Below are 25417 nucleotides of genomic sequence, written 5' to 3' on the forward strand. Positions count from 1 at the left end.
GAACTCCTGAGGAACCGTCGTCATCTCGCTGCTGCCCCCGCGCCAGCGGCCGCTGCGACCGAAATCTCAGGAGTTCGGCAGTGCCGAACCGCCGCTGTCCCCCGTCCCACCCATCCCCGCACCACGGAGTCCCGATGACCCAGCTCCCCGGCCCGATCGACCCGCCCGCGCGCCTGCTGATGGGCCCCGGCCCCATTTCGGCGTATCCGAGCGTGCTGCGGGCGATGGGCGCCCCGCTCGTCGGACAGTACGACCCGTTCATGACCGCGACCATGACCGAGACGCAAGAGCTCTACCGGCGGGTCTGGGGCACCGAGAACGACGCGACGGTCCTGATCGACGGCACGAGTCGCGCCGGCATCGAGGCGGCGATGGTGTCGCTCATCCGCCCGGGCGACCGGGTGCTCGTGCCGGTCTTCGGCCGGTTCGGCCACCTGCTGAAAGAGATCGCGGAGCGCGCGCTCGCCGAGGTGCACACGATCGAGGTCCCGTGGGGAGAGGTCTTCCCCGTGTCGACGATCCGCGAGGCGATCGAGCGGGTCAAGCCGCACCTCGTCGCGTGCGTGCAGGGCGACACGTCGACCACGATGCTCCAGCCGCTCGACGAGATCGGTGAGATCTGCCGCGCGCATGGCGCCCTGTTCTACACCGACGCGACGGCCTCGCTCGGCGGCAACCCCTTCGAGATGGATGCCTGGGGCCTGGATGCCGCGACCGCGGGCCTGCAGAAGTGCCTCGGCGGACCCTCGGGCTCGGCGCCGATCAGCCTGTCGGACCGCGCCGTCGAGGTGGTGCGTTCGCGCGCGCGGGTGGAGGCGGGAATCCGGGAGGAGGGCGATGCCGAGGCATCCGACTTCATCCGCTCGAACTACTTCGACCTCGCGATGATCCTCGACTACTGGGGACCGCGTCGGCTGAACCACCACACCGAGGCGACCACGATGCTCTACGGCGCGCGGGAGTGCGCGCGCGTGCTGCTCCTCGAGGGTCGCGACGAGGTGATCGCGCGGCACCGGCTGCACGGCGACGCGATGCTCGCCGGCGTCGAGGGTCTCGGGCTCGCCGTCTTCGGCGACGTGGCGCACAAGATGACGAACGTCGTCGCGGTCGAGATCCCCGAGGTGGTCGTCGGCGACGCGGTGCGCGCCGAGCTGCTGAACGACTTCGGCATCGAGATCGGCACGTCATTCGGCCCGCTCCACGGACGCGTCTGGCGCATCGGCACGATGGGCTACAACGCGCGGAAGGATGCCGTGCTCACCACCCTCGCCGCTCTCGAGACGGTGCTGCGCCGGCATGGTGCCGCGGTCGCGGCGGGCGGGGGCGTCGAGGCCGCGCAGGACGTGTACGGGGCCGCCGGATGACGGCGCGCCTGCAGGTCGCTCCCGAGCGGATCGCGGCGGCCGCCCGGCGCGTGATGGGCCGGTGCGAAGAGCTCGCGCGGGTCACCGCGATGACCGGTGGCATCGAGCGCGTGTACCTGTCGCCCGAGCACGCACGGGTCAACCGGCTCGCCGCCGAGTGGATGCGTGAGCTCGGCATGTCCACGCGCCAGGACGCGGCCGGCAACCAGGTCGGCCGCCTCGCCCCCGCCGGCGATCGCGACGCGCCCGCGCTCCTGATGGGCTCCCACCTGGACACGGTCCCGGATGCCGGGCGCTTCGACGGCATCGTGGGTGTGCTGATGGCCCTCGAGGTGGTGCGGCTGGTCCGTCGCGTCGACGACGAGGGTGTGGCATCCAGCCCCTTCCCGTTCGCGTTGGAGGTCATCGCGTTCTCGGACGAAGAGGGGACACGGTTCGGCAAAGCGCTGCTCGGTTCGTCGGCGGTGGCCGGGCAGTGGGACCCGGCCTGGTGGGATCTGTCGGATGCCGACGGCTCGACGCTGCGGCAGGCGTTCCGCGAGTTCGGCCTCGACCCGGGCCGTGTCGGCGAGGCCGCGCGGAAGCCGGAGGAGCTCGTCGGGTATCTCGAGGCGCACATCGAGCAGGGCCCCGAGCTCGATCGCGCCGGGTTGTCGCTCGCGGCGGTGTCGTCGATCGCGTCGGCGCGTCGGTTCCAGCTCGTCGTCGAGGGTGAGGCGCGGCACGCCGGCGGCACGCCGTACGACATGCGTCGCGACGCGCTCCTCGGGGCGAGCGAGGCCGCACTCGCGGTCGAGCGCATCTGCCGCGCCGAGCACCACATCGTCGGCACGGTCGGACAGCTCGAAGCGTTCCCCGGTGCGGTGAACGTCGTGCCCGGCGAAGCGGTGTTCTCCCTCGACCTGCGCGGCGAGTTCGACGAGACCCGTGACCACGCGTGGACCGAGATCTCGGCAGAACTGGATGCCATCATGGGCCGCCGCGGGCTGCGTTGGCGGGCGCGCGAGGTGCACTCCGCTCCGGCGGTGTTCTGCGAGCCGCTGCTGCAGGACGTGGTGCGGGCGGGGATCGGTGCCGAGGCTCCGACGCTATTCAGCCGTGCCGGCCACGACGCGATGGCGATCGGTGCGATCACCGGGGTGGGGATGCTGTTCCTCCGCAACCCCGACGGCATCAGTCACCACCCCGACGAGGCCGTCTCCACGGAAGACGTCGCGGCCGGGATCCGGGCACTCGCCGAGGCGGTGCTGGCGCTGGGCGCCGAGCCGCGGTAGCGGAGCAGCGGCTGGGCCTGACGTCCGGGCCCCGAGCGAGCGGGTGTCAGCACGTGCCCCGCATGTAGGTCATGTAGTCGGTGCCGTTGCCGGTTCCGCCGACCGCCCGGAGAACCCCCGTCGCGATGACCGAATCGCCGTAGTAGAGGGTGGTGCCGTCGAGGAAGTATCCCCAGCCGCCGGCGGGGACGGCGGTGCTCGGGACGGCGGAGTACAGCCGGGTGTTCCCGTTCGTGTCGAAGTTCCGTGCCTGGCCGTTCTGCATGTAGGTCGCGTAGGTAACCGAGTTTCCGCTGCCCCCGGATGCCGAGGTGACGCCCGTGGCGACGATGTCGTTGCCGTAGTAGAGATTCGTCCCGTCGAGGAAGAGCCCCCATCCGCCGACGGGTACCGCGGTGTGGGGCACGCTCGGATAGCCGGGGTTGGCGCCGCGACTATCGCGGGAGTACGCGACCCCGTTGCTCATGTAGGTGACGTAGTCGGTCGAGTTCTCGCTGCCCCCGATGGCTCGGGTGACTCCCGTGGCGACGATGGTGTCGCCCCAGTAGAGGTTCGTGCCGTCGAGGAAGTACCCCCAGCCGCCGACGGGGACCGCGGTGCCGGGCACACTCGTGAAGTTCAGGGTGGTGCCGCGACTGTCGTGGGAATGCGCGGCGCCGTCACTGATGTACGTGACGTAGTCGACCGCGTTGCCGCTTCCGCCGACGACCCGGGTGACGCCGGTGGCGATGATGTCGTTGCCGTAGTAGAGGTTCGTGCCGTCGAGGAAGTACCCCCAGCCGCCGACCGGGATCGCGCTGCCGGGCACGCCGGGATAACGGGGGTTCTCGCCGCGACTGTCGCGCGAGTATGCCACAGCGGAGGGGGGAGCGGTCACGGTAGCGTTCGCCACCGCCGAACCCGAAGTGACGGTGAGGACTGCCGTCCCGCCCCGCGCGGGTACGGTGATCGCCGAGATGTTCACGCGTCCGTTGCTGTCGCTGAGCAGCGTCGCCGTCGTCGAGCCGTTGGCGAAGGTGAGGCCGCCGCCGAGCGAGAGCGTGACCGTGACCCCGGCCGCGGGCAGGCCTCCCACGATCACCGAGATCGAGGCGCCGGTGAGGGCCTGACACGCCGTGACCGAGTAGGTCGCTCGATCGAAGCTCAACATCAGCTCGCCGGAGGCCGCTGCGGCGGCGGGGACCGTGCTGGCGGCGGCGATGGCGGGAATCGTCCACGCGGAGCCGGTGAGGATGGTGCGGCGTGAGAGTGAGCGGCCCGCATCAGCGGGGCGGTCGCGGGCAGAGAGCATGAGGCACCTTTCCGTTTTGTTGGGGCCAGCTTTGAAGGGCGCGCCAGGTGGAGCCAGGGCCGTCGGCGCCGGCCGGTCAAGGTGAGGCCGGACATGTCGAGCAGATGACATCCGCAGCCACGTGTGAACGCGGGGGTGAAGGGGGCCGACGGGAAGCTCACCCCGTCCGCGATCCCGCGTGTAGCGGCGACCGGACCGGCGTGCGCGGCTCGTCGTGTGCTGTCGGACCAGGGGCCGAAGGCAGAGCAGAGGTGCGTGCTTCGCGATGATCGGCGACATCCGTGACCGAGACGGTCCACCGGTGCGGTGGTGTCGCGCGCGTCCGTACACCCACCGGGCGACAAACGTCAGGCGGAGGCGTCACCTCTGGGATCGCACGCGGTCCACGGATTCCCGTGTGGCCCGCGAATGCCCCGGGTTCGCGCGGAAGAATCGTCGCATGACCGAGGCTCCCGGCATCCTGCACCTGCTCGCCTTCGCCGCCGAACCGGGCGGCGGGAATCCCGCGGGAGTCGTCCTGGATGCCACGGCCCTCGACGAGTCCGACATGCGGCGGATCGCGGCCGATCTGGGGTATCCGGAGACGGCGTTCGTCGTTGCGAGGGAGGGGCGACGGCTGCGGGTGCGGTACTACTCACCCGAGGCCGAGGTGCCGTTCTGCGGCCACGCGACGATCGCGACCGCGGTCGCCCTTGCCGAGGCCGAGGGGCCGGGGGAGTTCGTGTTCGAGACCGCGGCGGGCGATGTCGAGGTCTCCACGCGCGACGATGGCGGCCGCATCGCCGCGGGCTTCACGAGCGTCGAGCCGACGGTCCGCGATCTTGACGACGCCGCGCCGCTGCTGGCGCTGCTCGGACTCGACGCAGACGACCTCGACCCGCGGATGCCGCTCGCCGAGGCCTTCGCCGGAAACTGGCATCCCATCGTCGCGGTGCGGTCGCTCGACGTCTTCGACGGCTTCGGGTTCGACCCGCTCGCGGTGCAGGCCCTCATGCGCGAGCGCGGGTGGACGGGCACGGTCACGGTCGTCCACGCCGGCGGCGAGATCGCTGACGGCGCGGTCATCGAGGCGCGCAACCTCTTCCCCGTCGGCGACATCACCGAGGATCCGGCCACGGGGTCGGCGGCCGCGGCCCTGGGCGTGTACCTGCGGGAGCGGGCGGGGCTGGACGCGCCGTTCCATGTCACCGTCCACCAGGGACGCCACATCGGCCGGCCGAGCATCCTCGAGGTCGACGTGCCTCCGGTCGGTGGCATCCATGTCCGGGGTGGCGCGACGCCGATGTGACCGGCGGCGGCAAACGCGGCCCGCTACCCGGGAGATCGCCGCAGATCCCGACGGTGCGGACGCGCGCGTGCAATCATGGGCGGACGTCCGTCCCTCGACCGCGTCGACCGCTGGAGAACGAATGTCCCCCCTCTGGAGACGACTCGTCCCCCGCAGTGTTCGCCTGCGCAGTCGGCTGCGGTGGAAGAACGGCCGGTGGCGTCTGGCGACGCCCGACCGCGTGCTGCTCGAAGACGTGATCGTGCCGGAGTTCGTCGGGCGCGCCGACGTCCGGCGCGTCCTCGACGTCGGAGTCGCCTGGTACACCCGCACGTATCCGCGGCTGTATCGCGGGATCGAATACCACACCATCGACGTCGACCCCAAGATGCAGCGGATCGCGGGACCGCACCACCGCACCCTGTCGATGACCGAACTCGCGACCGCCTACCCGGTCGACACCTTCGACCTGATCGTCTGCAACGGTGTCTTCGGGTGGGGACTCGACACCGCCGACCAAGTCGAGCGCGGACTCGCGGCGTGCGCCGACGTGCTGCGTCCGGGCGGATGGCTCGTCGTGGGCTGGAACGATATGGAGGGGCGGCGTATCCCTGATCTCGACGCGCTCGCTGCCGGGCGTTTCGACCGGGCCGTGCTCCCCGCCGCGGGCGGGGACCACCTGGTGACCGAGACGCACTACGCGCACCGCTACGACTTCTTCACCCGCCGGTGACCGCCGCGGCGCCGGTGACGGCAGGGATCTGGTCGCACTACGACGACGACCTCCTGTTCGCCGTCCCGACGCTCGATCGGGCCATTCGCCGTGGGCACCATGTGCGCAACCTGTTCCTCACCGCCTCCGATGCGGGCACCGGCCTGTCGACCTACGTCACCGGCCGCGAACGGGGCCTCCGCGCGGCCTACGATGTGATGCGCGGATCGTCGACGCCCTGGACCGACCACCAGACGGTGTTGTCCAACGGCGTCGCCGTCACCACGACCTCGCCCGACGACGACCCCCGGATCGCCCTGGCGTTCCTGCGCCTTCCCGACGGCGGCTTGACGGGCGGCGGGTGGTACGCGACCGGATACGGCACCATCCCCAAGCTCGTCGACGGGCGCGTCTCATCGCTGACCACGCTCGACACGAGACGAGAGCTCACCCTCGGTCAACTCGTCAGCACGATCGGCGCCTTCGTCGCCGAAAGCGGTGCGTCGGCGGTGCTGACGACCATGCCGGACTCGGCGGTGGGCAGCGAGGGCGACCATCCGGACCACGGCGGTGCGGGCCGACTCGTCGCCGCGGCCGTCGACGCGGGCCTCGTGGACGGCGAGGTCGTCCGCTACGCGGTGGGGTATCCGCTTCAGTCGTGGCCGGCGAACCTCGACGCCGCGGACGTCGACCGCAAACTCGACGTGTTCACCGCGTACGCCGCGCACGACGCCGTCGTGTGCCGTGATCCGGCGGGCTACGCCTCGCTCCCCGGTTTCGGCGATTGGCTTCGGCGCGAGCATCACGTCGACCACCGCGATCTCGCGCGAGTAGAACGCCCCCGCTGACGGAACGCGCAGGCTCGCGACCTGGCGCGTCACTCCCCGCCGGCGAGCCTCCACACGCGGTCGCGCGAGAACGGCAGCTCGTACCCGCGGCGGCCGAGTGCGCGGGAGACGGCGTTGCCGATCGCCGCGCCCACCGGGTTGTACGGCGATTCGCTCATCGACTTCGCACCGAACGGGCCGAGCGCATCGTCCGTCTCGGCGAAGTACACCTCGGTGTCGGGGACGTCGGCGAACTGCGGCACCCGGTAGGTGCGGAACACCGCGTTCTGCACGACGCCGTCCTCGAGCATGACCTCCTCGTACAGCGCGCCGCCGAGAGCCTGCGCGGCGCCGCCCTCGATCTGCCCGCGGCACTGCGCCGGGTTGATCACGACCCCGGCGTCGGCGGTCTGGATCGACTGCAGCACCTTCACCGTGCCCGTCGCCGGGTCGACGGCCACCCGCACGGCGTGCACGTTGAACGCGAGCGAGCGGAGGTCGCCGAACTCCGCGCCGTCGGCGGTGAGCCCGTGCTCGTCGCGCATCGTGGCGGGGGCGGCATCCACGATCCGATCCCACGGAACCAGCTCGTCACCGGCCAGAACACCGGATGCCACGATCTCGGCGGAGGCGGCGTCCCCTCCGGCGAGCTCCGCGGCGACGTCCAGGATCCGCCGCCGCAGCGCCGTGCACGCGGCGTGCAGGGCCTTGCCCGCGACCGTCGTGCCCGCCGAGGCGAAAGCGCCGGTGTCGTGGCGGACGGCGTCGGTGTCGGCGGCCCACAGTTCGAGGCGGTCGTGCGACGCGTCCAGCACCGTCGCCGCGATCTGCCGATGCACGGTCGAGGTGCCGTTTCCGAACTCGGCCGTGCCGACGCGGAGCAGGTAGGTGCCGTCCGGGCGCAGGGTGGCGGTGGTGTGCGCGATGTGCCCGCGCGGAGCCATCGTCGCGATCATCGCGGCGGCCATGCCCTCGCCGACCGCCCAGCCCGCGGGCGCCTCGACGCCGTTGCCGCGCCGCAGCGCGTCCTGCGCGAGGTCGAGGCACTGATCGAGGCCGTAGCTGCCCCAGATCAGGTCTTCCTCGTACTTGTCCTCGTCGGGGTGGAGCGGATCGCCTTCGCGTACCGCGTTGATCCGGCGCAGGTCGAAGGGGTCGATGTCCAGCTCCTCGGCGAGGGCGTCCATCGCTGACTCCACGGCGAACACGACCTGCCCCAGCCCGTAGCCGCGGAACGCGCCCGACGGCGGATTGTTCGTGTAGACCGCCGCGGCGTCGATCCACTTCGTCGGCACGCGATAGAGCGTCGTCGACTCCGCGCACGAGTGGAACAGCACCCCGATCGCGTGGTTGCCGTAGGCGCCGGTGTCGCTGAGCACGTCGAGCTTCATCGCCGTGAGGCGCCCGTCGGCATCCGCCCCCAGCGTCGTACGCACGCGCATCGGATGCCGCAGCGACGCCCGCACGAACTGGTCGGTGCGCGAGAACTCGTACGCGACGGGGCGGCCGAGCTTCAGCACCGCGAGGGCCGTGAGGTCCTCGGTGAACAGCTCCTGCTTGCCGCCGAATCCGCCGCCGACGCGGTTCGCGAAGACGCGGATACGGTCGCGCTCGAGGTCGAAGATGTGCGCGAGCTCGTTGCGGGCGAGGAACGGCACCTGGGTCGACGAGCGGATCACGAGGCGTCCCGCGTCGTCGAGCCACCCGACCGAGCCGTGCGTCTCCAGGGCGGCGTGGGTGACGCGCGCGGAGCGCCACTCGCCCGTCACGGTGACGTGGCTCGCGGCGAGGGCGGCGTCGATGTCGCCGCCGTGACCGGTGTGGAACTCGGCGACGACGTTGCGGTCGGCCGCGGTGACCCGTTCCTCCGGCGTGCGGTCGGGGTGCAGCAGCGGTGCTCCCGGCCGACGCGCCTCCTCGGGGTCGAAGACGGCGGGGAGCACGTCGTACTCGACGCGGACCGCGCGGCAGCCGGCATCCGCCGCCTCCGCCGTCTCGGCGACGACCGCGGCGACCCGTTGGCCGACGTGGCGGACGACGTCGTCGAGCATGCGCGTGTCGTCGGGGTCGTCGGTGCGGTGCTCGTGACGGCCGGTCGAGTATCGGATGTCGGGGACGTCGGCGTGGGTGAACACGGCGATGACGCCGGGAAGGGCGAGCGCGGCCGTGGTGTCGATCGAGGTGACGCGGGCGTGCGCGTGAGGCGAGGTGACGATGCGGAGCACGAGCGGCGGACCACCCGGCACGGGCTCGTCGAAGGTGAACGGCTCTTTACCCTGCACGATCCGGCGGGCCGACTCCGGGACCACCGAGGCGCCCACGCGCCCGTCCGCCGGGCCGGTCTCGCGAACCGGGCCCAGCACGGATTCACGGATCGCTTCGCGGATCGGACGGTATCCCGTGCAGCGGCACAGGTTGCCCTTCATGCGGCGGTCGAGGTCGTCGAGGTCGCTCTCGCACAGGGTCGAGGCCGTGACGCTCATGCCCGGGGTGCAGAACCCGCACTGGAACCCGAATCCGGATGCCAGAGCCTCCTGCACCGGGTGCAGCTCATCGCCCGGAGCGAGTCCGGCGGCCGTCGTGATCGAGCGTCCCTCGAGACGCATCGCCGGAACGATGCACGAGTGCGTCGGCTCGCCGTCGAGCAGGACCGAGCACGCGCCGCAGTCCCCCGCGTCGCATCCCTTCTTCACTTCGACGTGGCCGGTCTCGCGCAGCAGCGTGCGCGCGCACTGACCGGGCCGCGGGTCGGCCTCGACGGCGGACCCGTTGACCTGGAACTTCACTCGGTGTCCTCCCGCCGGCGTCCACCGGCCTGCGCCCTCACGCGGCGTCCTCGTGCGAAGCGCGGGCGAATCCCGCGCGCAGCCGCTCGGCGAGCACGACGCTCACCCCGCGCCGCCAATCGGCGCTCCCGAGCGGATCGGTGTAGAAATCGGTCGCGGATGCCACGGCATCCCGCAACTCTCCTGCCCCCGGCACGCGGGCGAACCGCAGCACACGGGGTCGGCGCACCGCCGCCGTGACGACGAACACGGACGATCCGTCCGGGTCGAGGCGTGCGGTGACGACGGCGCCGGAGCGCCCGAGCTCGGCCAGGGCGATCTTCTGCAGCCCCACGTGCGAGCTGAGCACCGCGCGCGGGATCTCGAGCGCCCGCAGCACCTCACCCGGCGCGAGCGACGTCGCAGCGTTGTCGATGACGAGGTCGGCCACCGCGATCCGGCGCTCGCCGCCGTCGGGCGTCCACACCTCGGCCGTGGCATCCAGGGTCGAGAGGAAAGCGATCATCGCCCCGGCCGCGAACGCTTGGCAGACGTTCCCGCCGACGGTGGCGGTGTTCCAGATCTTGAACGACGCCAGGAGCGCCTCGGCGGAGGGCCGCGCGAGCGCGAGCGACGTCCACTCGGCGGGCGCTTCGCGCTCGACCCACGCGAGAAGCCGGGCGATCGTGCAGGTCGCGCCGATGCGCAGACCCGTCTCGGTGATCTCGACGTCGGCCCACCCGAGGGTCGTGAGGTCGACGAAGCCGGTGGTGCGCGGCTGCGGCTCGCTCATGAGCCACGTGCCGCCGGCCATCACGACCTCGCCGGGCGCGAGCGTCAGATCCTCGCGGGTGCGCGCGGCGCGGTACGACGTGACGGTGGTGATGTCCACGCGTCAGCCCGCCAGGATCTCGCCCGACCACGTTCCGTCGGTGAGGCGGTAGTGCTGGCGCGTGCTCTGCCCGGCGGGATCGCCGCGCCAGAACGTCAGGGTGAGGGGGCGCAGGCGGAAGCCGACCCAGCGCTGCGGCGGATCCAGGACGGGGTGCGCCGCATCGAAGTCGGCCCACACCCGTCGACGCTCGTCGGCGGGGAGCTGGGCGTTGTCGAGCGTGTTCATCCAGGCCAGCAGCTGCAGGTACCGGGACCGCTGGGCGTACACCGCGGCCGCCTCGGGCGCGCTCACGCGCTCGACGATTCCGCGCACCACGAGTTGACGGCCGACCTCGGGCCACGCGACCGCCATCGCCGCGACGGGGTTCGCCGCGATCTCCGCGACCTTGGCGCTGGCGGCGTCGGTGTGGAAGTACAGGCCCGTGGCATCCCGGTCGCTCACCAGGACGTGGCGGAGCGACGGCAGGCCGTCCCGGCCGATCGTCGAGAGAGCGGCGAGCGGCCGCAGCTCGCTCTCGTGCTCGGGCAGCCACTGCGCCATGAGCGCGAGCGGGTCGTCGACGAGGGCGTCGGTCTCGTCGAGGTCGGAACCGAACGTGGTGCCTGCCGTGATCATCGCCACCTCCGGGTTGTACGTGTCACCGCCGAGCGTAGGGACCGCGCGTTTCGGTGATGTTGCCGCCATGAACATTCGCGGAAACACGCGATCCGTACACTCCGGGCGTGAGGCCGCGGAGCCTCGGAAAGGAGGCGTCCCGTGCAGGTTCTCCCCCTGATCGACGCGTGTCCGAAGCGCATGGAGTACGGTCCCTGCGGCGGGGTCGGCTTCGACGGCTCGTGCGAGATCGCCGCCGAGCACGCGTGCGCGTTCCTCCCTCGCGCGACCGTTCCGTGGACCGGCGTCGACCGGGTCTCGGCGCCGACGCCCGGCCCGCGCACCGTCGCCGCCGAACAGACCCTGGCCTCGCTCGGCACTCGCCCGTGGGTCGTGGCCGACCTGCCCGCGCGGGCGCTGAGCGTGGCATCCATCGACGCCTGCGCCGCGATCCTGGGGGGAGAGGTGGATGCCGTCCTCGCCGGCGACGCGGGTTCGGCGCGGGTCCAGTTCCCCCCGGCCTACCGCGCGTACCTGCTGCAGCGCGCGGGGCTGCGGGTGTGGACGGGGCTGAACATGCGGGACCGCAACCGCGTGGCGATCGAGGGAGAGCTGGCGGCCCTGGCGGTCGAGGGGGTGGCCGGTGTGCACTGCGTCACCGGCGACCACACCCGCACGGGGCATCGGCCCGACGCCGCACCCGTGTTCGACCTCGACTCGACCGAGGCGACGGCCCTCGCCCGCGCGGCGGGGCACGTCGTGTCGGTCGCGGCGTCGCCGTCCGCTCCGCCCGTGGAGCGTCGCGCGGCGCGCCTGCGCGAGAAGCTGCGCGCCGGCGCCGACGTCTGCTTCGTGAACCACGCCGGGGGAGCGGAACCGGTGCGGAGGTTCATCGACTCCGTGGCCGCCCCGGTGCAGTTCATTCCGTGCGTGCCGGTGGTGGTCGACCATGCCTCGGCCGACGTGCTCGAGTCGTTCACGACGCTCGTGCTCCCAGATGGGTTCCTCGAGCGCGTGCGGTCGGCGCGGGACCCGCGGGCGGAGGGCATCGCGCTGGCGGTCGCGCTCGCCGAGGAGATGCTGGCGCTCCCGGGCGTCGTCGGCGTCAATCTCTCGGGCGGTCGCGACGGCGGCGAGGAGGCCTTCGCCGAGGCCCAGGCCGAGGTGGCGCGGCGGCTGCGGTGAGGCGCGGGGGGCGTTTTGGTCGCGCCAAGTCGCGCGACCGAAGGGTGGGTGGTGCGTTTTGCCGCGACGGAAGGCGCGGGGTGGGGGGGCGTTGGTGTGTTGCGTCGTGCCAAGTGGCGCGACTGAGGTGTGGGTGGTGCGTTTTGCCGCGACCGAAGGCGCGGGGTGAGGGCGTCGGTGTGCGACGTCGTGCCAAGTGGCGCGACCGAAGCGTGGGTGGTGCGTTTTGCCGCGACCGAAGGCGCCGGGTGGGGGCGTTGGTGTGGCGTCGCGCCAAGTGGCGCGACCGAAGCGTGGGTGGTGCGTTTTGCCGCGACCGAAGGCGCGGCGCAGGGCTCGACGCGCGGGGCTCGACGCCCGGGGCGCGACGCCCGGGGCGCGACGCGCGGGGCGTCACATCGTGCCGGCGCGTCAGGCGGGCGTGCGCGCCGCGGCGAAGCGGTTGATCCGGCGGAGAGTGAACCCGAGGCGTTCGTAGGCGGCGATCGCGCCGACATTGCTCGCGGCCGCGTGCATCATGGCGCGGTCGCCGCGCTGCTGGATATGGAAGGCGACATCGAGCACGAGACGCGAGGCCAGGCCCTGCCGGCGGTGGTCCGCGTCGACGGCGACGGCGCTGATCTCGGTCCAGCCGGTCGGGTGCAGGCGCTCGCCCGCCATCGCCACCAGGCGACCTTCGCGACGGATGCCGATGTACCGGCCGAGCTCGTGAGTGCGGGGCCGGAAGGGGCCGGGCTGGTTCCGCTCGACGATCGCCATCATCTCGGCCGCGTCGTCGGCGTCGAGCTCGATCGCCTCGTCGTCGGGGCGTGTCCGCAAAGCGGGTGTTTCGACGAGCTGGACGCCCTCGCCGCCGCCGAGAAACTCCCACCCCGCGGGAAGATCGCCCTCGTACCCCGAGAGGCCGACCTCGGCACCGGCGCCGACGAGCTCGCGCATGGCATCCCACACCCCGGGGTCGTCCCATGTGCGCACGGCGACGAACGGGGCCACGTCCTCGGGGTAGCGGCGCACGAGGTCGCCACCGATCGCGAAGCGGGCGTGCGGCCCGGCGAGCGAATGCCACGCGGCGTTGTCGAGCACGGCGGCGGGATCGTGCGTCGCTGCCGTCGCGTCTTCGGCGCGGCCGGGGTCGTCGGGGGTCGAGGCGGTGGGGGCGAGGTCGGCTGAGGTCATGGCATCCATTCCGAGCGGGGTACCCGGTATGCAACGTCGGGCTGGGCGGGCCATTCCCGGTTCTCGGCGGGCCGTACTCCGGAGAAACTGCCGGATGACGGTGTGAATGCCCCTCGTTCCAGCGATGCAGCTCGTTTCTTCCGGAGTTTCGCCCGCCGCCCTCCGGCCTCAGTGCATGATCATGCCGCCGGTGACGTTGATCGCCTGGCCGGTCAGGTAACCGCCGGCAGGGGAGGCGAGGAAGTGCGTCACCCCCGCGACGTCTTCCGGGATGCCGAGACGACCCAGCGGCGACTTCGCGCTCCACGCCGCGATGTCCGCCTCGGAGCGCGTGTCGGCGCCCATGTCGGTGAGCACGTACCCCGGGCAGACGGCGTTGACGGTGACGCCGTGGCATCCCCACTCCTGCGCACCCGCGCGCGTGAGCGCCACGACCGCGGCCTTCGACGCGGCGTAGTGTCCCTCGCCGCCGCCGCCGTGCTTCGCGGCCATACTCGCGATGTTGACGATGGAGCCTGACCGCGCCTCGAGCATGACGGGCGCGACCGCTTGCATCGTGACGAGGGTCGCGCGGGCGTTGATGTCGAGGACGCGATCCCAGTCGTCCACGGTGATGTCGAGCAGCGACGCGTGCTGGAAGATGCCGGCGCAGTTCACGAGCACGTCGACGCCGCCGAGCCCCTCGATCGCTTCGCCCACCGCGCGCCGCGTGTCGAGAGGGTCGAGCAGATCGACCGGGAAGAAGGATGCCGAGCCCCCGGCGGGTGCGCGGCGGTCGAGGACGGCGACTCGTGCGCCGTCGGCGGCGAATCGCTCCACGATCGCGGCGCCGATGCCGCCGGAACCTCCTGTCACGATGACGCGTTGCGACATGGTTCTCCTCTCACACGGTGTCGAGCCCCCTCGGCGTCACCGTACGCGCCGGCCGGAACGCGCTCGCGACGCGCGTGTTTCCGCGGCGTAACGGGGCTCAGCCCGCGAGCAGTGCCCACACGGCGGCGACGTCCACCTCGAGCCGGGCGTCGGTGCCGCGCGAGCGCCACGCGTCGCGATCGAACACGAACGCCCGCATGACCTCGAGCACGTAAAGACGCTTCGCCGGCACGGCGAGCACGGCGGCCGGGTCGTCGTCGCCGGCGTCGCGGGGGAGGCGCGAGGCGATGATGTCGCGGATCGCCGAGGCCTCGGCATCCACCTCCCGCGCCGCGAACTCCAGCTGCACCCCGTCGGCGTCGGCGGGCGCGGCCGACGAGTCGAACACGACCCCGGATGCCACCCCCGACGCCGCGATCGCGCGGGCGTGCCGCGACGAGACGTCCGACTCGACGTACAGGCCGCGGGGGAGGAGCCGGTACTGCGCCGCGGCCGTCCAGGGTCCGTCGGCGTCCGCGGTACCGATCACGACGAAGTGCTGCGCGCGCAGGATCGACGCCGCGCGCCGCTCGGGAGAGGTCATGCGGCCATCGTCGGTGGTACGGGCGACGCGCGTGTTTCCGCGCCGTAACGCTTGGTGGGCGCTCGACCGGGCGAGGTCCTCGCGCCCGTACGGTGGCAGTGGCGGCGCGCCGGGCGGTTCCTTCGGGTGCGTGGTGTCCAAGACCCGCGGACCGTGTCGCGTGGCATCCGCGTGTCCTGGACACTCGAGGCCCGCATCCGCACCCGACCCCACCCACCCGAGGAGAACCGTGACCGACAGCGTGCACCCCGCGATCACCGACCCCGACGTGCGCGCGCACCTCGCGCGGCTCGCGGCCCGGGCGGGCACGATCCCCTCGGGAGCCACGGATGCCGAGGGCGACGACGCTGCGCGGATCGCCGAGCTGCGCGCGAACCCGTCGTGGGTGCGGCTGCCCGACGACGCGCACGTCGAGTCGATCGACACGGATGCCGACGGCCTCGCGCTGCGGATGTACCGGCCGCGCGCCGGGCACCGCGGAACGCTCGTGTTCGCCCACGGCGGCGGATGGGTCGCCGGCGACCTCGACAACAACGACGCCCTGTGTCGCGCGCTCGCCGCGGCCACCGGTGCCCAGGTGCTGAGCGTCGACTACCGGCTCGCGCCCGAGCATCCCTTCCCGGCCGGACTCGACGACCTCGACCGCGCCCTGCGGTTCGCCGCGGACGGGGCCGGCGGGCTCGTGCCCGACCGCGAGCTGCTGGGTGTCGCCGGGCACAGCGCGGGCGGGAACCTCGCTGCCGCGCTCGCCCTCCGCGCGCGCGAGGGCCGCGCTCCCGGCATCCGGGTGCAGGTGCTGCTCTGCCCCGTGCTCGACGCTCCCGACCCCGACCGCCCCAGCTACCGCGCCCACACCGAGAACCTGCCCCTCACCGCGAAGGGGATGCAGTGGTACTGGGGGCTGTACCTCGGCGGCGCGGGGGCGGCGGGCGGTGCGCCCTCGGCCGCCGGGGTGGTCGACGCCGCGAGTGATGGGGCGCACCCGGCCGCCACGGCGGTGACGGGGGCGCGGACCCGGTGCCCGTCGAGGCGGTACCGCTGCGCGCCGCGTCGGACCCGGTGCCCGTCGAGGCCGCGCCGCTGCGCGCCCCCGACCTCGCCGGTTCGGCTCCGGCGGTGATCGTCGCGGCGGGCGTCGACCCGCTCTCCGACGAGGCCGAGGAGTACGCCGGGCGGTTGGCGGCATCCGGAACCCCCGTCGAGTTCGTGCGCCGCGAGGGTGTGCCGCACCTGTTCCTGGTGTTCCCGTCGACGCCCGCGCGCGACGCCGTGCTCGCCGCCGTCGCGCCGGCGGTGCGCGCCGCGTTCGCCTGAGTCGCTCGAACCTCGTCCCACTTATGGTTGCCTGGGCGGCTCCCCACCGACCATAAGTGGGACATGCTCCGTCAGAAGTGGGACGAGGAAGCCCCGCAAACGCCCCGCCGCACGCTCGGAACACCGCGGAAACACGCGATTGTTACCGTCATCAACATGTCGCTTCTGGTCACGAACGCACGGCTCATCACGGTCCCCGCGGGCACCGACGACCCCGGCTACATCGAGCGCGGGTACATGCTCGTCGAGGACGGACGCATCGCCGCGATCGGCGCCGGCGACCCCGATCCGGGAGTCACCGCCGACGAGATCCTCGACGTGGACGGCAAGTTCGTCGCTCCCGGATTCGTCTCCTCGCACAGCCACCTGTTCACGAGCGGCTCCCGTGGACTCGGCGTCGATCAGACGCTCTACGGCTGGTGCACGTCGATGTTCAGCGTCCTCAACAACGCCTCTCCCGACCAGATCTACTGGGCGACGCTGCACGGTTCGCTCGACTTCCTCGCCAACGGCGTGACCACGGCGTACAACTTCACCGACCCCCTCTTGCCGTGGGAGCCCATGGTCGAGGGCAAGCGCGCCGACGGCGGCGGTGTCCTGCGCGACCACGCGTGGCACACCCGGCAGGCCGACGGATGCCACGACGCGGGCCTCCGCTTCGTCGACTCCATCGCGCTCGATGCCACCGTCGGCACCGACGACGAGATCTTCGCCCGGTTCGAGGCATCCCTGGATCACGTCCTGGCGATGAATCCCGACATCGCGCTCGGCGCCTCGATCATGGGGCAGGTGCAGTGGTCGACGCGGCCGGATGCCGCCGAGATCGAGGTCGCGGTCATGGACCGCTTCGGCGTCACCAACCAGGCGCACTTCCTCGAGACGTACGAGGCGATCGAGCACCAGCAGACGAAGTTCCAGCTGTACAAGAACGCCGGCGCGCTGCGGCCGGGCATGATGTTCGGGCACTTCATCCAGACGACGCCCGAGATCATCGCGGATGCCGCCGCCGGCGGTGCCGCGATGTCGTGGCAGCCGGCATCCAACGGGCGCCTGGCGTCGGGGATCGCCCACGTGCCCGAGATGCTCGACCTCGGTATGAAGGTCGGCATGGGCCTCGACGACCAGGCCTGCACCGACGTCGCCGACCCGTGGCAGAACATGCGGATGGGCATGTTCATGCAGCGCGCCCGCACCCACGACCCGCTGTCGATGATGCCCGAGCGCGTGCTGCGCCTGCACACCCTCGGTGGCGCCGAGATCATGGGCGTCGACGACCGAGTCGGCAGCCTCGAGGTGGGCAAGTTCGCCGACTTCGTGGTGGTCGACCCGCGGCTCCCCGACGTCGGACCGCTCTGGAACCCGGTGCGCAGCTACGTGCTCGCGTGCGGACTCCGCAACCTGAAGCAGGTGTACGTCGGCGGCGAGCTCGTGAACGAGAACGGCGTCTCGACGAACCCGCTCGCGGCCGAGGCATCCGAGGTGCTGCACACGCAGCTCCCCGCGCTGGCGGACGAGTTCGGCGTCATCCTGTAATCCTCAAGCGGCCGGCGTCGCCCCGCCCCCCCCGGGCGCCGCGTCGCGCAGCGCCCGCGCCCCGCGGGGTCCGTCCGATCCGCGAAACTTCATCGCGCCGACATCTCCCCTGCAGCCTGCGCAGCGGATGTCGGCGCAATGAAGTCTCGCGGATCGGAAGAGGGAGACGCGGCGCGACGCGAGCGGATGGAGGGCGTGCGAACCTGGGCGCATGCGCTCCACGATCGCGGGACTGGACGTCCACACCTCGCACGACGACCTCGCCGGACGCGATGTCCTCCTATGGCACCACGGCTCGCCACAGACCGGCGCGATCCTGCCTCCCGTGCGGGCAGCGGCCGACGCGCACGGACTCGCCGTGGTGTCGGTCGCGCGTCCCGCGTACGGGTACTCCGCCCGCATCCCAGGTCGCACGGTCGTCGACGTCGCCGTGGGTCTGCGACCGGTGCTCGAGGCGTTGGGTGTAGCATCCGTTGTCTCGGTGGGGGCGTCCGGTGGCGGACCGCATGCCCTCGCGTGCGCCGCAGCGATGCCCGAGCTGATCCGCCGAGTCGTGACGTTCGCGTCGCCCGCGCCGTTCGACGGAACCGACGCCTGGTTCACCGGAATGCAGGCGCCTCAGGCGCTCCGTGCGGCGACCGAGGGCGAAGACGCGCGCCGCCGGTTCGCCGAGATCGACGACTTCGATCCGGACTCGTTCGTGGATGCCGACTACGCGACGCTCCGAGGGGAGTGGGCGTCGCTCGGCGCCGACGTCGGGGAGTCGGCCGAGTTCGGCGACGACGGGCTCATCCACCACGACCTCGCGTTCGCGCGGCCGTGGGGGTTCGCGCTGGCCGAGGTCACGGCATCCGTTCTGCTCGTGCAGGGCGAGCACGATCGTGTGATCCCACCCCGTCACGCGCGGCTGCTCGCCGCGGGCCTGCCGGACGCGTCGCTGCAGCTTCACCCCGCCGACGGCCACGTGTCGGTCTTGCGTCACCTCGCCGCCGCGCTGTAGCCGGTTCGTGGTCCGTCTCCGTGGTCCCGTAGCCTGCGAGACTCCATCGCGCTGACGTCTCCCGCGCAGCCTGCAAGGGACTCGTCGGCGCGATGAAGTCTCGGCGAATCCGGCCGCACCCGGCAGGGCGCCGGCTCAGCGCCGCACCGCTCGCAGCACCCCTTCGCCCGCGGCCGCGACCACCGCGGTGCACGCCAGGGCCACGGCGATGGTGACGAGCGCGGTCGCGGGGCCCGTGGCATCCAGGGCCGATCCGGCGATCACCCCGCCGATGGGGACGCCGAGCGACATGGCCGCGGTCGGATAGGCGAGCGTCTCGGTCACGCGTCCTTCCGGCGCGCGGGCGGATGCCACGAGGATCCCCGAGATCATCACGGGCGACAGCAGCAGTCCGAGCAGCAGGATCGCGAGGAACAGCACCGGGGTCAGCCCCTGCGTGAGGGGTAGCGCGAGCGCAGCGACCGCCGCCGCGGCGGCGAACCCGATGAAGCGGGTGATCGGCGACACCCTCCACGCCCGCGCCCCGGTGATCACCGACCCCACCGCGATCGCGAGCGCCAGCGCGCTGAACGCGGGGCCGGCGAGCCACGGACGTCCGCCGACCTCGGCCCATCCGACCAGCGTGACGTCGAACGCCCCGAACACGCCGCCCAGCGCGATGCACGCGAGAGCGACGGGCACGACCCCGGCGGGGGGAAGCACGAACCGCGCGCGGCCGGTCGCGCCGGTCGCCGTCGGTTGTGTGCCGCGCTGCGATGCCAGCCACACCCCGCCGATCACGCCGAGCGTGAGCGACCCGAGCATCGCGACCGCCGGGTTGAGCGCGGCGGCCACCGCGGTGATGGCGGGCGGTCCGGAGATGAAGACCATCTGGTCGCCGATCGTCTCCAGCGCGAGGGCGTGAGTCCGCTGCGACTCCGGTGCGAGCACCGTCCACCGTGCGCGCACGGCCGAGGTCAGGTCGGGCGTTGCCGCCCCGGTCGCGAACGCGCCCACGAGCCACGTCCAGAACGGCGCATCCGTCAGCACGAGGGCGAGCAGAGCGGATGCCGCGAGCACGAGGCATCCGAGCGAGATCAGGATGACGCGGGCCTGTCCGTGCCGATCCATGCGCGACGACCACAGCGGAGCGGCCACCGCCATCCCGACGACGAGCGGCGCGACGACGATCCCCGCCGAGGCGAAGCTGCCGGTCGCCGACGAGACGAGCAGGATGATGCCGAGCGACAGCGTGGCCCGCGGGAAGCGGGCCAGGACCCCGGCGGCGACGAACGACCGCGCGCCGGGGAGGCGCAGCACCTGCGCGTACGCGCGGATGCCCGTGGCCTCGGTCGCGGCGGTCATCCGGCGGCCTCGCGTGGCGATACACAACGAAGGAAGACCGAGACCCCCGCCACGGGGCCGCCCGTCATCACGCGACGTAGCGCGAAGCGGCGGCCGGATCTCCTGCGTTGTGTCCGCAGCAGCCCGGTCACGCGGTGTAGTCGAATCGGCTGATCTCCTCGAGCGCCTCGACGACGAACGACACGCTGTCCTCGAACAGCTCGGCGCCGTGCGCGGCGTTCGCGCCCGTCGGGTCGCCGAGCACCCCGGTGGGGCCGAAGTCGTTCGAGAGCCAGCCGAAGGTGACGGGCTTGCCATTGAAGCCGATGTGCCGGAAGTCGCCGATGTGCGCGGGCACGGTCGCTTCGAATTTCGACGCGTCCACGAGCTCGGGCCGCAGGTGCATGATCATGCTCGTCTCGCCGTGCCCGGCGTGGATGCCGGTGCCGTGCTCGTCCGGGCCGCCGTCGGTGCCCGTGAATGAGGGCACGCGCGCGGCCGGCATGAAGAACGTGCGCAGGCCGAAGCGTCGGCGCAGCTCGCGGTTCGCGACGTTGAGCAGCGCGACATTGCCGCCGTGACCGTTGAGGAACACGAGCGTGCGCGCGCGCGTGGTGAGCAGGGAGCGGCCGATGTCGACGATCGTCTGCATCATCGTCTCGGGGGTGAGCCACAGCGTGCCCGGTGCCCACGAGTGCTCGTCCGACTTCGTGATCGACAGCGTCGGCAGCTGCCAGACGTCGAGGCCCTGGGCGGCGGCGCGCGCGACGGCGGCCGTCGCCGAGGCCTCGGCCACGATGGCATCCGTCGCCAGGGGCAGGTGGGGGCCGTGGTGCTCGATGGCTCCCGTCGGCAGCACGATGATCGATTTCTCGGTGAGGGCCTCGGCCGCGGCGGGACCGCTGAGCTCCGCGAGCAGGCGGCTCATCGGATCGCCCCCTTCCGTGCACCGGCGTACGCCGGGTCGAGCTTGCCGGGATTCAGCAGCCCGTTCGGGTCGGTGCTCTTGGCGAGCTCGGCGGTCTGCTCGACGTTGAAGTCGACGTTCCACTGGTGCGGGTTGTGCACGCCCACGCCGATCGCGTTGAGATCGGCGATACCGCGGTACACGTCCTCCTCACTGACGTAGGGCGCGGCGAGCATCCCGATCGGGTGGAGCTTGGTCGACTCGATGTGGAGCTTCGCGCCGGGGAACACCGCCTCGACGGCGTCCACGTCCTCCGCCAGCGGAGTGCCCGCGACCTCGAGGTGGAACACCTCGTGCGGCTGGCTCTTCTGGTACCACTCGATCGGGTGGTTGTAGCTGAGCATCGACAGGCGGATGCTGGCCTGCGGCCCCTCGCGCACGGCCTCCACGCGGCCACCCGCTCCCTCGACGATCGCCGTGACGGTGTCGATGAGCGACGCGTCGATGATGGCCCGCAGGCTCGACCGGCCCTCGGGGATCGCCTCGTCGGCGGGGAGGGCCGCCGAGATCTCGGGTCCGTCGCCCGACACCAGGCGCGGGGTGGGGTCGAGGTTGCCGATGATCTGCAGCACCGAGAGCGTGCCGGCGAAGTCGGGGAAGCTGGCCCACAGCCCGCGCCACTCGCGTAGCGGCTCGAGTCGAACGGTGGCGCGGACGATGACGCCGGCCGTGCCGTAGTTGTGCACGTACTTCTGGGCTTCGTCACCCTCGACGTGGATGATGTCGGCGCTGCCGTCGGCGTGCACGACGTCGAGCGCGGCGACGAAGCCGCGGTCGTTGGACCCGTGCTCGATGGAGCCGGTGCCGCCGGAGCCGCCGGAGAGGAAGCCGCCGAGCGTCGACTGCGCGGTCGAGGGGTACATCCACAGCGCCTGGCCGGCGGCCCACGCGGCCTGCTCCAGGAGCACCATGGGGGTCCCTGCCTCGGCGGTGATGAAGCCGTCCCCGACCTCGATGATGGCCTTGGCGCGGGTGGTGTCGACGACGAGGCCGCCCTGCATCGGGATGGCCTGGCCGTAGTTGCCGGTGCCCTTTCCTCGGACGGTGACGGGCACGCCGTGCCGTGCGGCGGCGGCGACCGCGATCGCGATCTGCTCGGCATCCGTGGGGAACGCGACGAGGTCGGCGAGGCCGAGGGGGAGCTTGGCGGCGATGATCGGAGACATCGGCGACCCGTCGACGCTGGCGCGCTCGCGCACGCGCGGTTCGGTGCTGACGGCCGCGGGGCCGAGCAGCTCGAGAAGATCGTCCTCGAGGGAGAGGACGCGGGTGGCGGTGTCGCTCATGGGGGTGTCTCCGGGTGACGCGGGTGGGTGATGTTCCGGTGTCCGATCCCCGAGACTTCATCGGACTGACGACGGTGGCGCAGGTTGCGCGGGGGTTGTCGGCGGGATGAAGTCTCGGCGAACCGAAAACCGGAAGGGGGAGAGAGGGGGCCGGCCCGGCCCGCGCGAAGCGGACCGGGCCGGATCGATCAGAACGAGATCGAGGTGTCGATGAACTCGTTCGTGTACAGGTCGGCGGGGGTGTAGCCGGACGCGGGCGGGGTGCCCAGGTCGGTGTAGACCTTGCTCGCCTTCTCGAAGAAGTCCGCGAAGCGGGCGTCGTCGAAGTTGCCGTAGGTCGAGTCGGGGCCGTCGCCGACGAGGCCGAGGTCGACCTGCGTCTTGACCGAGTAGTCCGCCACGCCCTGCGTGTAGGTCCAACCGGTGTTGTACTCCTCGACGAGCTTGAGGATCAGGTCGTTCGCGGCCTTCGGGTCCTCGTAGTACGCGACGCCGGCCTTCTGCAGGACGGGGACGAGCTTCGTGAGGCAGGGCGAGAGCTCGTCGAAGTCCGCGGCCTTGACCGACATCGAGGACTGGTAGGTCTGCCATCCCGAGTCGTGGATCAGGGCGAACTTCACCGGCTTGCCCCAGGCCGAGACCTCGTTCTGGTAGACGTACGGCTCAGCCGAGGCGAAGCCCTGCTGCATGTCCTTGCCGCCGGCGGCGACGAAGTTCGACGGGGTGCCGTCGTACGAGCCGTCGAGGATGTCGGCGCTGGCGAGCCCGGCGCTCTTGAGGTACTCGATGTACGCCGAGCCGTCGAAGAAGCGCCAGACGCCCTTGTTCGCCTCGAGCGCGGGCTTGACGTCCTCGATCGTCTTCACGTCGGGGTAGGTCTCGGGGTCCCACATCACCATGGTCGGGCTGATGTCCAGCGGCGCCATGACGGCCTTGGTGGGCGTGGTGCTCGAGAGCTGAATCGCCTCGTCGGTGCTGACGTAGCCGAGGGTGATCGCGTCGTCCTGGTACATCTGGGCCGACACGGTCTGGAAGCCGATGGCGGGGCCGCCGGCGCGGATCTCGAGGTTCACGCCGGTGTACTCGCCGTCCGACATCAGCGGGCCGGTGACGGCCTTGGTGTTGGCGTCGACCGTGTAGTCGTCCTTGATCATCTCGTAGAGGTGGCCGTGCTCGGCCTCCGGGTTCCAGTCGGTCTGGACGACGATGGTCGCGGGGCAGTCGGCCGACAGGTCGACCGAGCCGATCGTCATGTCGCTGCTGCTCGGTGCCGCCTGATCCGCGGCGCTGCCGGCGCACGAGGTGAGCGTGAGGGCGATCGCGAACGCGCCGGTGACGGCGGTACCGCGGACGAGGGTGCTGCGCTTCATGCTGTTTCGCTTTCTGTGACGGGTGGAACTCTCGGGTACGGAGGTGGTGCAGGAGGGGTCGGATGCCACGCCCGCGGGCACGCCCGAGGGCGCGGTGCCGTGGCATCCGGGGTCTGTGCGGTGCGGGTGGTGGCCGCGGGGATCAGCGCGCTGCTTCGTACCAGCGGCCGACGGCGACCTTCGACAGCCAGCCGAAGAAGGCGAAGATGACCACGCCGAGAAGGCACGCCGCGAGGATCGAGGCGAACAGCTCGGCGCTCTGCAGGCGCGACTGGTAGTTGGAGATGAGCGAGCCGATGCCCGGTTCGCCGCGGCGGAAGAAGTAGTCGCCGACGATCGCGCCGATGACCGAGAGGCCTGCCGAGGTGCGCATGCCGACGAAGATCGACGGGAGTGCGGCGGGGAGGGTGAGCTTGGTGAGCACCGTCCACTTGTTCGCCTTCTGGAGGCGGAACAGCTCCCGCTGCGACTTGTCCACCGACTGCAGGCCGAACAGGGTGTTCGAGACCATCGGGAACAGGGCGATCAGGATGCAGACGATCACGCGGGCGGTGAACTCGTACCCGAACCAGAAGCCGACCAGCGGCACGAGCGCGAGGATCGGGATGCACTGCAGGATCACCGCGTAGGCGTAGGTGCTGCGCTCGACCCAGCGGGCCAGCGACATCGCGATGGCCCAGCCGATGCCGAGGATCATGGCGACCGCGAGACCGGTCAGGGCGACACCCGTGGTGCGGAACAGCGCCACCCAGATGTCGACGCTGACCTGCGGGTTGAAGAAGCCCTTCGTGAACATCTCGTGCGGCATCGGCAGGAGGAAGCCCTTGCCGGTGGCGGTGAGGAGGCCCGCGATGAGGTACCAGACGCCCACGAGCACGGCGAGGACGCCGAGCGGCGGGCCCGCCATGATCAGCGCGCGGGCGACCGGGCCGCGACCGCGCGGCGGAGCCTTGGGCCCCGCGTCGCCCGACGGAGCGGGGGTGGATGCCGTGGGCTCGGACGTCTCGGAGACGACCGGCTCTGCAGAGGTGGTGCTCATGAGTGTCCTTCCCGGAGGGCGTGGGAGACCTCGCCGACGAGCTTGGCGAACTCGCCCGTGTAGCGGATCTCGGGGTCGCGCGGCATGTCGAAGGGGACCTCGAACGTGTCGACGAGGTGGCCGGGGCGACCGGACATCACGACGACCTTGGTGGAGAGGTAGACCGCTTCGGAGACCGAGTGGGTGATGAAGAGTCCGCCGAACTTCTGCTCGACGAAGATCTTGAGGAGCTCGTCGTTCAGGCGTTCGCGGGTGATCTCGTCGAGGGCGCCGAACGGCTCGTCGAACAGGAACAGTTCGGGGTCGAGCGTGAGCGAACGGGCGAGCGAAGCGCGCATCTTCATGCCGCCCGACATCTGCTTGGGCAGGTGCTTCTCGAAGCCGTTGAGGCCGACGAGATCGATGGCCCATTTGGCCTTCGGGGTGCGCACCCGCTTGGGCTGCCAGTTGAGCTCGGCGAGGAGTTCGACATTCGACTGCACGTCCCGCCAGGGCAGGAGCGTGGCGTCCTGGAAGACGTAGCCGATGCGGTCGGTGTTGACCGTCGCGTCTCCTTCGCTGGCGGACTCGAGCCCGGACGCGATGCGCAGCAGGGTCGACTTGCCGCAGCCGGACGGGCCGACGACGCTGACGAACTCGCCGCGCTGGACGACGAGGTCGACCCCCGAGAGGGCGGTGGTGCCGTTGGGGAACGTCATGGCGACGTTCCGGAAGTCCAGCAGCGGCGCGGCGGGGTCCGCGAGCGTGGCTGCCGGTGTGGGGGAGGCGAGGGTCACGAA

At 71.7% G+C, this 25417-nt stretch carries 23 protein-coding genes; 10 read left to right on the forward strand and 13 right to left on the reverse strand.

Features of this window, described 5'->3' with window-relative positions; all coding sequences use genetic code 11:
- The first annotated feature begins 134 nt into the window (after positions 1-134).
- On the forward strand, positions 135-1364 hold the full coding sequence (locus AC3WLZ_RS00970) for a pyridoxal-phosphate-dependent aminotransferase family protein (protein WP_492468691.1): 1230 nt from the start codon (positions 135-137) through the stop codon (positions 1362-1364).
- Positions 1361-2638, forward strand: a complete 1278-nt coding sequence (locus tag AC3WLZ_RS00975; RefSeq protein WP_492468692.1) for an allantoate amidohydrolase — start codon at positions 1361-1363, stop codon at positions 2636-2638. The genes AC3WLZ_RS00970 and AC3WLZ_RS00975 overlap by 4 nt, the downstream gene beginning before the upstream one ends.
- Positions 2639-2684: 46 nt before the next feature.
- Here AC3WLZ_RS00975 and AC3WLZ_RS00980 read toward each other — a convergent pair whose 3' ends face one another.
- Positions 2685-3929, reverse strand: coding sequence for a hypothetical protein (locus AC3WLZ_RS00980; RefSeq protein WP_492468693.1), 1245 nt, complete (start codon positions 3927-3929; stop codon positions 2685-2687).
- A gap of 439 nt (positions 3930-4368) precedes the next feature.
- Here AC3WLZ_RS00980 and AC3WLZ_RS00985 point away from each other — a divergent pair, with 439 nt between their 5' ends.
- The 3 genes from AC3WLZ_RS00985 to AC3WLZ_RS00995 all read left to right on the forward strand — a co-directional run bounded on the left by AC3WLZ_RS00985 (position 4369) and on the right by AC3WLZ_RS00995 (position 6756).
- Positions 4369-5217 carry a PhzF family phenazine biosynthesis protein gene (locus tag AC3WLZ_RS00985; protein ID WP_492468694.1) on the forward strand — a complete coding sequence of 283 codons (849 nt, stop codon included), beginning with the start codon at positions 4369-4371 and terminating at the stop codon, positions 5215-5217.
- 121 nt (positions 5218-5338) lie between these two features.
- Positions 5339-5929, forward strand: coding sequence for a class I SAM-dependent methyltransferase (locus AC3WLZ_RS00990; protein ID WP_492468695.1), 591 nt, complete (start codon positions 5339-5341; stop codon positions 5927-5929).
- 14 nt (positions 5930-5943) lie between these two features.
- Positions 5944-6756 carry a PIG-L family deacetylase gene (locus AC3WLZ_RS00995; RefSeq protein ID WP_492468696.1) on the forward strand — a complete coding sequence of 271 codons (813 nt, stop codon included), beginning with the start codon at positions 5944-5946 and terminating at the stop codon, positions 6754-6756.
- Positions 6757-6785: 29 nt separating this feature from the next.
- On the opposite strand, the gene AC3WLZ_RS01000 is transcribed toward AC3WLZ_RS00995, so the two are convergent.
- From AC3WLZ_RS01000 to AC3WLZ_RS01010, 3 genes are read right to left on the reverse strand one after another with little or no spacing between them, the layout of a single operon-like run.
- Entirely contained in the window at positions 6786-9521 is a 2736-nt protein-coding gene (locus tag AC3WLZ_RS01000) for a molybdopterin-dependent oxidoreductase (RefSeq protein ID WP_492468697.1), read from the reverse strand.
- A gap of 37 nt (positions 9522-9558) precedes the next feature.
- Positions 9559-10392, reverse strand: a complete 834-nt coding sequence (locus AC3WLZ_RS01005; RefSeq protein ID WP_492468698.1) for an FAD binding domain-containing protein — start codon at positions 10390-10392, stop codon at positions 9559-9561.
- A gap of 3 nt (positions 10393-10395) precedes the next feature.
- Complete coding sequence (locus AC3WLZ_RS01010; protein WP_492470931.1) at positions 10396-11010, reverse strand: pyridoxine/pyridoxamine 5'-phosphate oxidase; 615 nt, start codon at positions 11008-11010, stop codon at positions 10396-10398.
- Between the two features lie 141 nt (positions 11011-11151).
- On the opposite strand from AC3WLZ_RS01010, the gene AC3WLZ_RS01015 reads away from it, so the two are divergent.
- The gene (locus tag AC3WLZ_RS01015) at positions 11152-12174 is read left to right on the forward strand and encodes a methylenetetrahydrofolate reductase (protein WP_492468699.1); all 1023 of its coding nucleotides are present in this window, start codon (positions 11152-11154) and stop codon (positions 12172-12174) included.
- A 411-nt stretch (positions 12175-12585) separates the two neighbouring features.
- On the opposite strand, the gene AC3WLZ_RS01020 is transcribed toward AC3WLZ_RS01015, so the two are convergent.
- The 3 genes from AC3WLZ_RS01020 to AC3WLZ_RS01030 form a co-directional block, all read right to left on the reverse strand.
- Positions 12586-13350, reverse strand: a complete 765-nt coding sequence (locus AC3WLZ_RS01020; protein WP_492468700.1) for a GNAT family N-acetyltransferase — start codon at positions 13348-13350, stop codon at positions 12586-12588.
- Positions 13351-13518: 168 nt separating this feature from the next.
- Positions 13519-14223: an SDR family NAD(P)-dependent oxidoreductase gene (locus AC3WLZ_RS01025; RefSeq protein ID WP_492468701.1), complete on the reverse strand. Its 705-nt coding sequence runs from the start codon at positions 14221-14223 to the stop codon at positions 13519-13521.
- Positions 14224-14320: 97 nt separating this feature from the next.
- Complete coding sequence (locus tag AC3WLZ_RS01030; protein ID WP_492468702.1) at positions 14321-14806, reverse strand: hypothetical protein; 486 nt, start codon at positions 14804-14806, stop codon at positions 14321-14323.
- A 229-nt stretch (positions 14807-15035) separates the two neighbouring features.
- Between AC3WLZ_RS01030 and AC3WLZ_RS01035 the strand changes: the two genes are divergently transcribed.
- From AC3WLZ_RS01035 to AC3WLZ_RS01050, 4 genes are all read left to right on the forward strand, one after another.
- The gene (locus AC3WLZ_RS01035; RefSeq protein WP_492468703.1) at positions 15036-15926 is read left to right on the forward strand and encodes an alpha/beta hydrolase fold domain-containing protein; all 891 of its coding nucleotides are present in this window, start codon (positions 15036-15038) and stop codon (positions 15924-15926) included.
- Positions 15923-16120 carry an alpha/beta hydrolase fold domain-containing protein gene (locus AC3WLZ_RS01040; RefSeq protein ID WP_492468704.1) on the forward strand — a complete coding sequence of 66 codons (198 nt, stop codon included), beginning with the start codon at positions 15923-15925 and terminating at the stop codon, positions 16118-16120. Before AC3WLZ_RS01035 ends, AC3WLZ_RS01040 begins: the two co-directional genes overlap by 4 nt.
- A gap of 156 nt (positions 16121-16276) precedes the next feature.
- Positions 16277-17653 (forward strand): amidohydrolase family protein, encoded by a 1377-nt coding sequence (locus AC3WLZ_RS01045; protein ID WP_492468705.1) that lies wholly within the window; start codon positions 16277-16279, stop codon positions 17651-17653.
- 211 nt (positions 17654-17864) lie between these two features.
- Positions 17865-18653, forward strand: coding sequence for an alpha/beta fold hydrolase (locus AC3WLZ_RS01050; protein ID WP_492468706.1), 789 nt, complete (start codon positions 17865-17867; stop codon positions 18651-18653).
- Positions 18654-18788: 135 nt separating this feature from the next.
- On the opposite strand, the gene AC3WLZ_RS01055 is transcribed toward AC3WLZ_RS01050, so the two are convergent.
- The 6 genes from AC3WLZ_RS01055 to AC3WLZ_RS01080 form a co-directional block, all read right to left on the reverse strand.
- Positions 18789-19997 carry an MFS transporter gene (locus AC3WLZ_RS01055; RefSeq protein ID WP_492468707.1) on the reverse strand — a complete coding sequence of 403 codons (1209 nt, stop codon included), beginning with the start codon at positions 19995-19997 and terminating at the stop codon, positions 18789-18791.
- A gap of 127 nt (positions 19998-20124) precedes the next feature.
- A complete protein-coding gene (locus AC3WLZ_RS01060) occupies positions 20125-20904 on the reverse strand; it encodes a creatininase family protein (RefSeq protein ID WP_412923251.1) in 780 nt (259 codons plus the stop codon).
- Positions 20901-22229 (reverse strand): FAD-binding oxidoreductase, encoded by a 1329-nt coding sequence (locus AC3WLZ_RS01065; protein WP_492468709.1) that lies wholly within the window; start codon positions 22227-22229, stop codon positions 20901-20903. The genes AC3WLZ_RS01060 and AC3WLZ_RS01065 overlap by 4 nt, the downstream gene beginning before the upstream one ends.
- A 188-nt stretch (positions 22230-22417) precedes the next feature.
- Positions 22418-23599, reverse strand: coding sequence for an ABC transporter substrate-binding protein (locus tag AC3WLZ_RS01070; protein WP_492468710.1), 1182 nt, complete (start codon positions 23597-23599; stop codon positions 22418-22420).
- 142 nt (positions 23600-23741) lie between these two features.
- Positions 23742-24638: an ABC transporter permease gene (locus tag AC3WLZ_RS01075; protein WP_492468711.1), complete on the reverse strand. Its 897-nt coding sequence runs from the start codon at positions 24636-24638 to the stop codon at positions 23742-23744.
- A complete protein-coding gene (locus AC3WLZ_RS01080) occupies positions 24635-25414 on the reverse strand; it encodes an ABC transporter ATP-binding protein (protein ID WP_412923255.1) in 780 nt (259 codons plus the stop codon). The genes AC3WLZ_RS01075 and AC3WLZ_RS01080 overlap by 4 nt, the downstream gene beginning before the upstream one ends.
- Between the last annotated feature and the right edge of the window lie 3 nt (positions 25415-25417).

Source organism: Microbacterium sp. FW305-3-2-15-F-LB2 (assembly GCF_058787255.1).

What these genes read in the sequence shown, in the direction of transcription:
- AC3WLZ_RS01050 (WP_492468706.1), top strand. Translation starts at nt 17,865, where the DNA reads ATGCGCTCCACGATCGCGGGACTGGACGTCCACACCTCGCACGACGAC.
- AC3WLZ_RS01010 (WP_492470931.1), bottom strand. Translation starts at nt 11,010, where the DNA reads ATGATCACGGCAGGCACCACGTTCGGTTCCGACCTCGACGAGACCGAC.
- AC3WLZ_RS00985 (WP_492468694.1), top strand. Translation starts at nt 4,369, where the DNA reads ATGACCGAGGCTCCCGGCATCCTGCACCTGCTCGCCTTCGCCGCCGAA.
- AC3WLZ_RS01030 (WP_492468702.1), bottom strand. Translation starts at nt 14,806, where the DNA reads ATGACCTCTCCCGAGCGGCGCGCGGCGTCGATCCTGCGCGCGCAGCAC.
- AC3WLZ_RS01055 (WP_492468707.1), bottom strand. Translation starts at nt 19,997, where the DNA reads ATGACCGCCGCGACCGAGGCCACGGGCATCCGCGCGTACGCGCAGGTG.
- AC3WLZ_RS01065 (WP_492468709.1), bottom strand. Translation starts at nt 22,229, where the DNA reads ATGAGCGACACCGCCACCCGCGTCCTCTCCCTCGAGGACGATCTTCTC.
- AC3WLZ_RS01025 (WP_492468701.1), bottom strand. Translation starts at nt 14,223, where the DNA reads ATGTCGCAACGCGTCATCGTGACAGGAGGTTCCGGCGGCATCGGCGCC.
- AC3WLZ_RS00990 (WP_492468695.1), top strand. Translation starts at nt 5,339, where the DNA reads ATGTCCCCCCTCTGGAGACGACTCGTCCCCCGCAGTGTTCGCCTGCGC.
- AC3WLZ_RS01045 (WP_492468705.1), top strand. Translation starts at nt 16,277, where the DNA reads ATGTCGCTTCTGGTCACGAACGCACGGCTCATCACGGTCCCCGCGGGC.
- AC3WLZ_RS01075 (WP_492468711.1), bottom strand. Translation starts at nt 24,638, where the DNA reads ATGAGCACCACCTCTGCAGAGCCGGTCGTCTCCGAGACGTCCGAGCCC.
- AC3WLZ_RS00970 (WP_492468691.1), top strand. Translation starts at nt 135, where the DNA reads ATGACCCAGCTCCCCGGCCCGATCGACCCGCCCGCGCGCCTGCTGATG.
- AC3WLZ_RS01020 (WP_492468700.1), bottom strand. Translation starts at nt 13,350, where the DNA reads ATGACCTCAGCCGACCTCGCCCCCACCGCCTCGACCCCCGACGACCCC.
- AC3WLZ_RS01060 (WP_412923251.1), bottom strand. Translation starts at nt 20,904, where the DNA reads ATGAGCCGCCTGCTCGCGGAGCTCAGCGGTCCCGCCGCGGCCGAGGCC.
- AC3WLZ_RS00975 (WP_492468692.1), top strand. Translation starts at nt 1,361, where the DNA reads ATGACGGCGCGCCTGCAGGTCGCTCCCGAGCGGATCGCGGCGGCCGCC.
- AC3WLZ_RS00980 (WP_492468693.1), bottom strand. Translation starts at nt 3,929, where the DNA reads ATGCTCTCTGCCCGCGACCGCCCCGCTGATGCGGGCCGCTCACTCTCA.
- AC3WLZ_RS01070 (WP_492468710.1), bottom strand. Translation starts at nt 23,599, where the DNA reads ATGAAGCGCAGCACCCTCGTCCGCGGTACCGCCGTCACCGGCGCGTTC.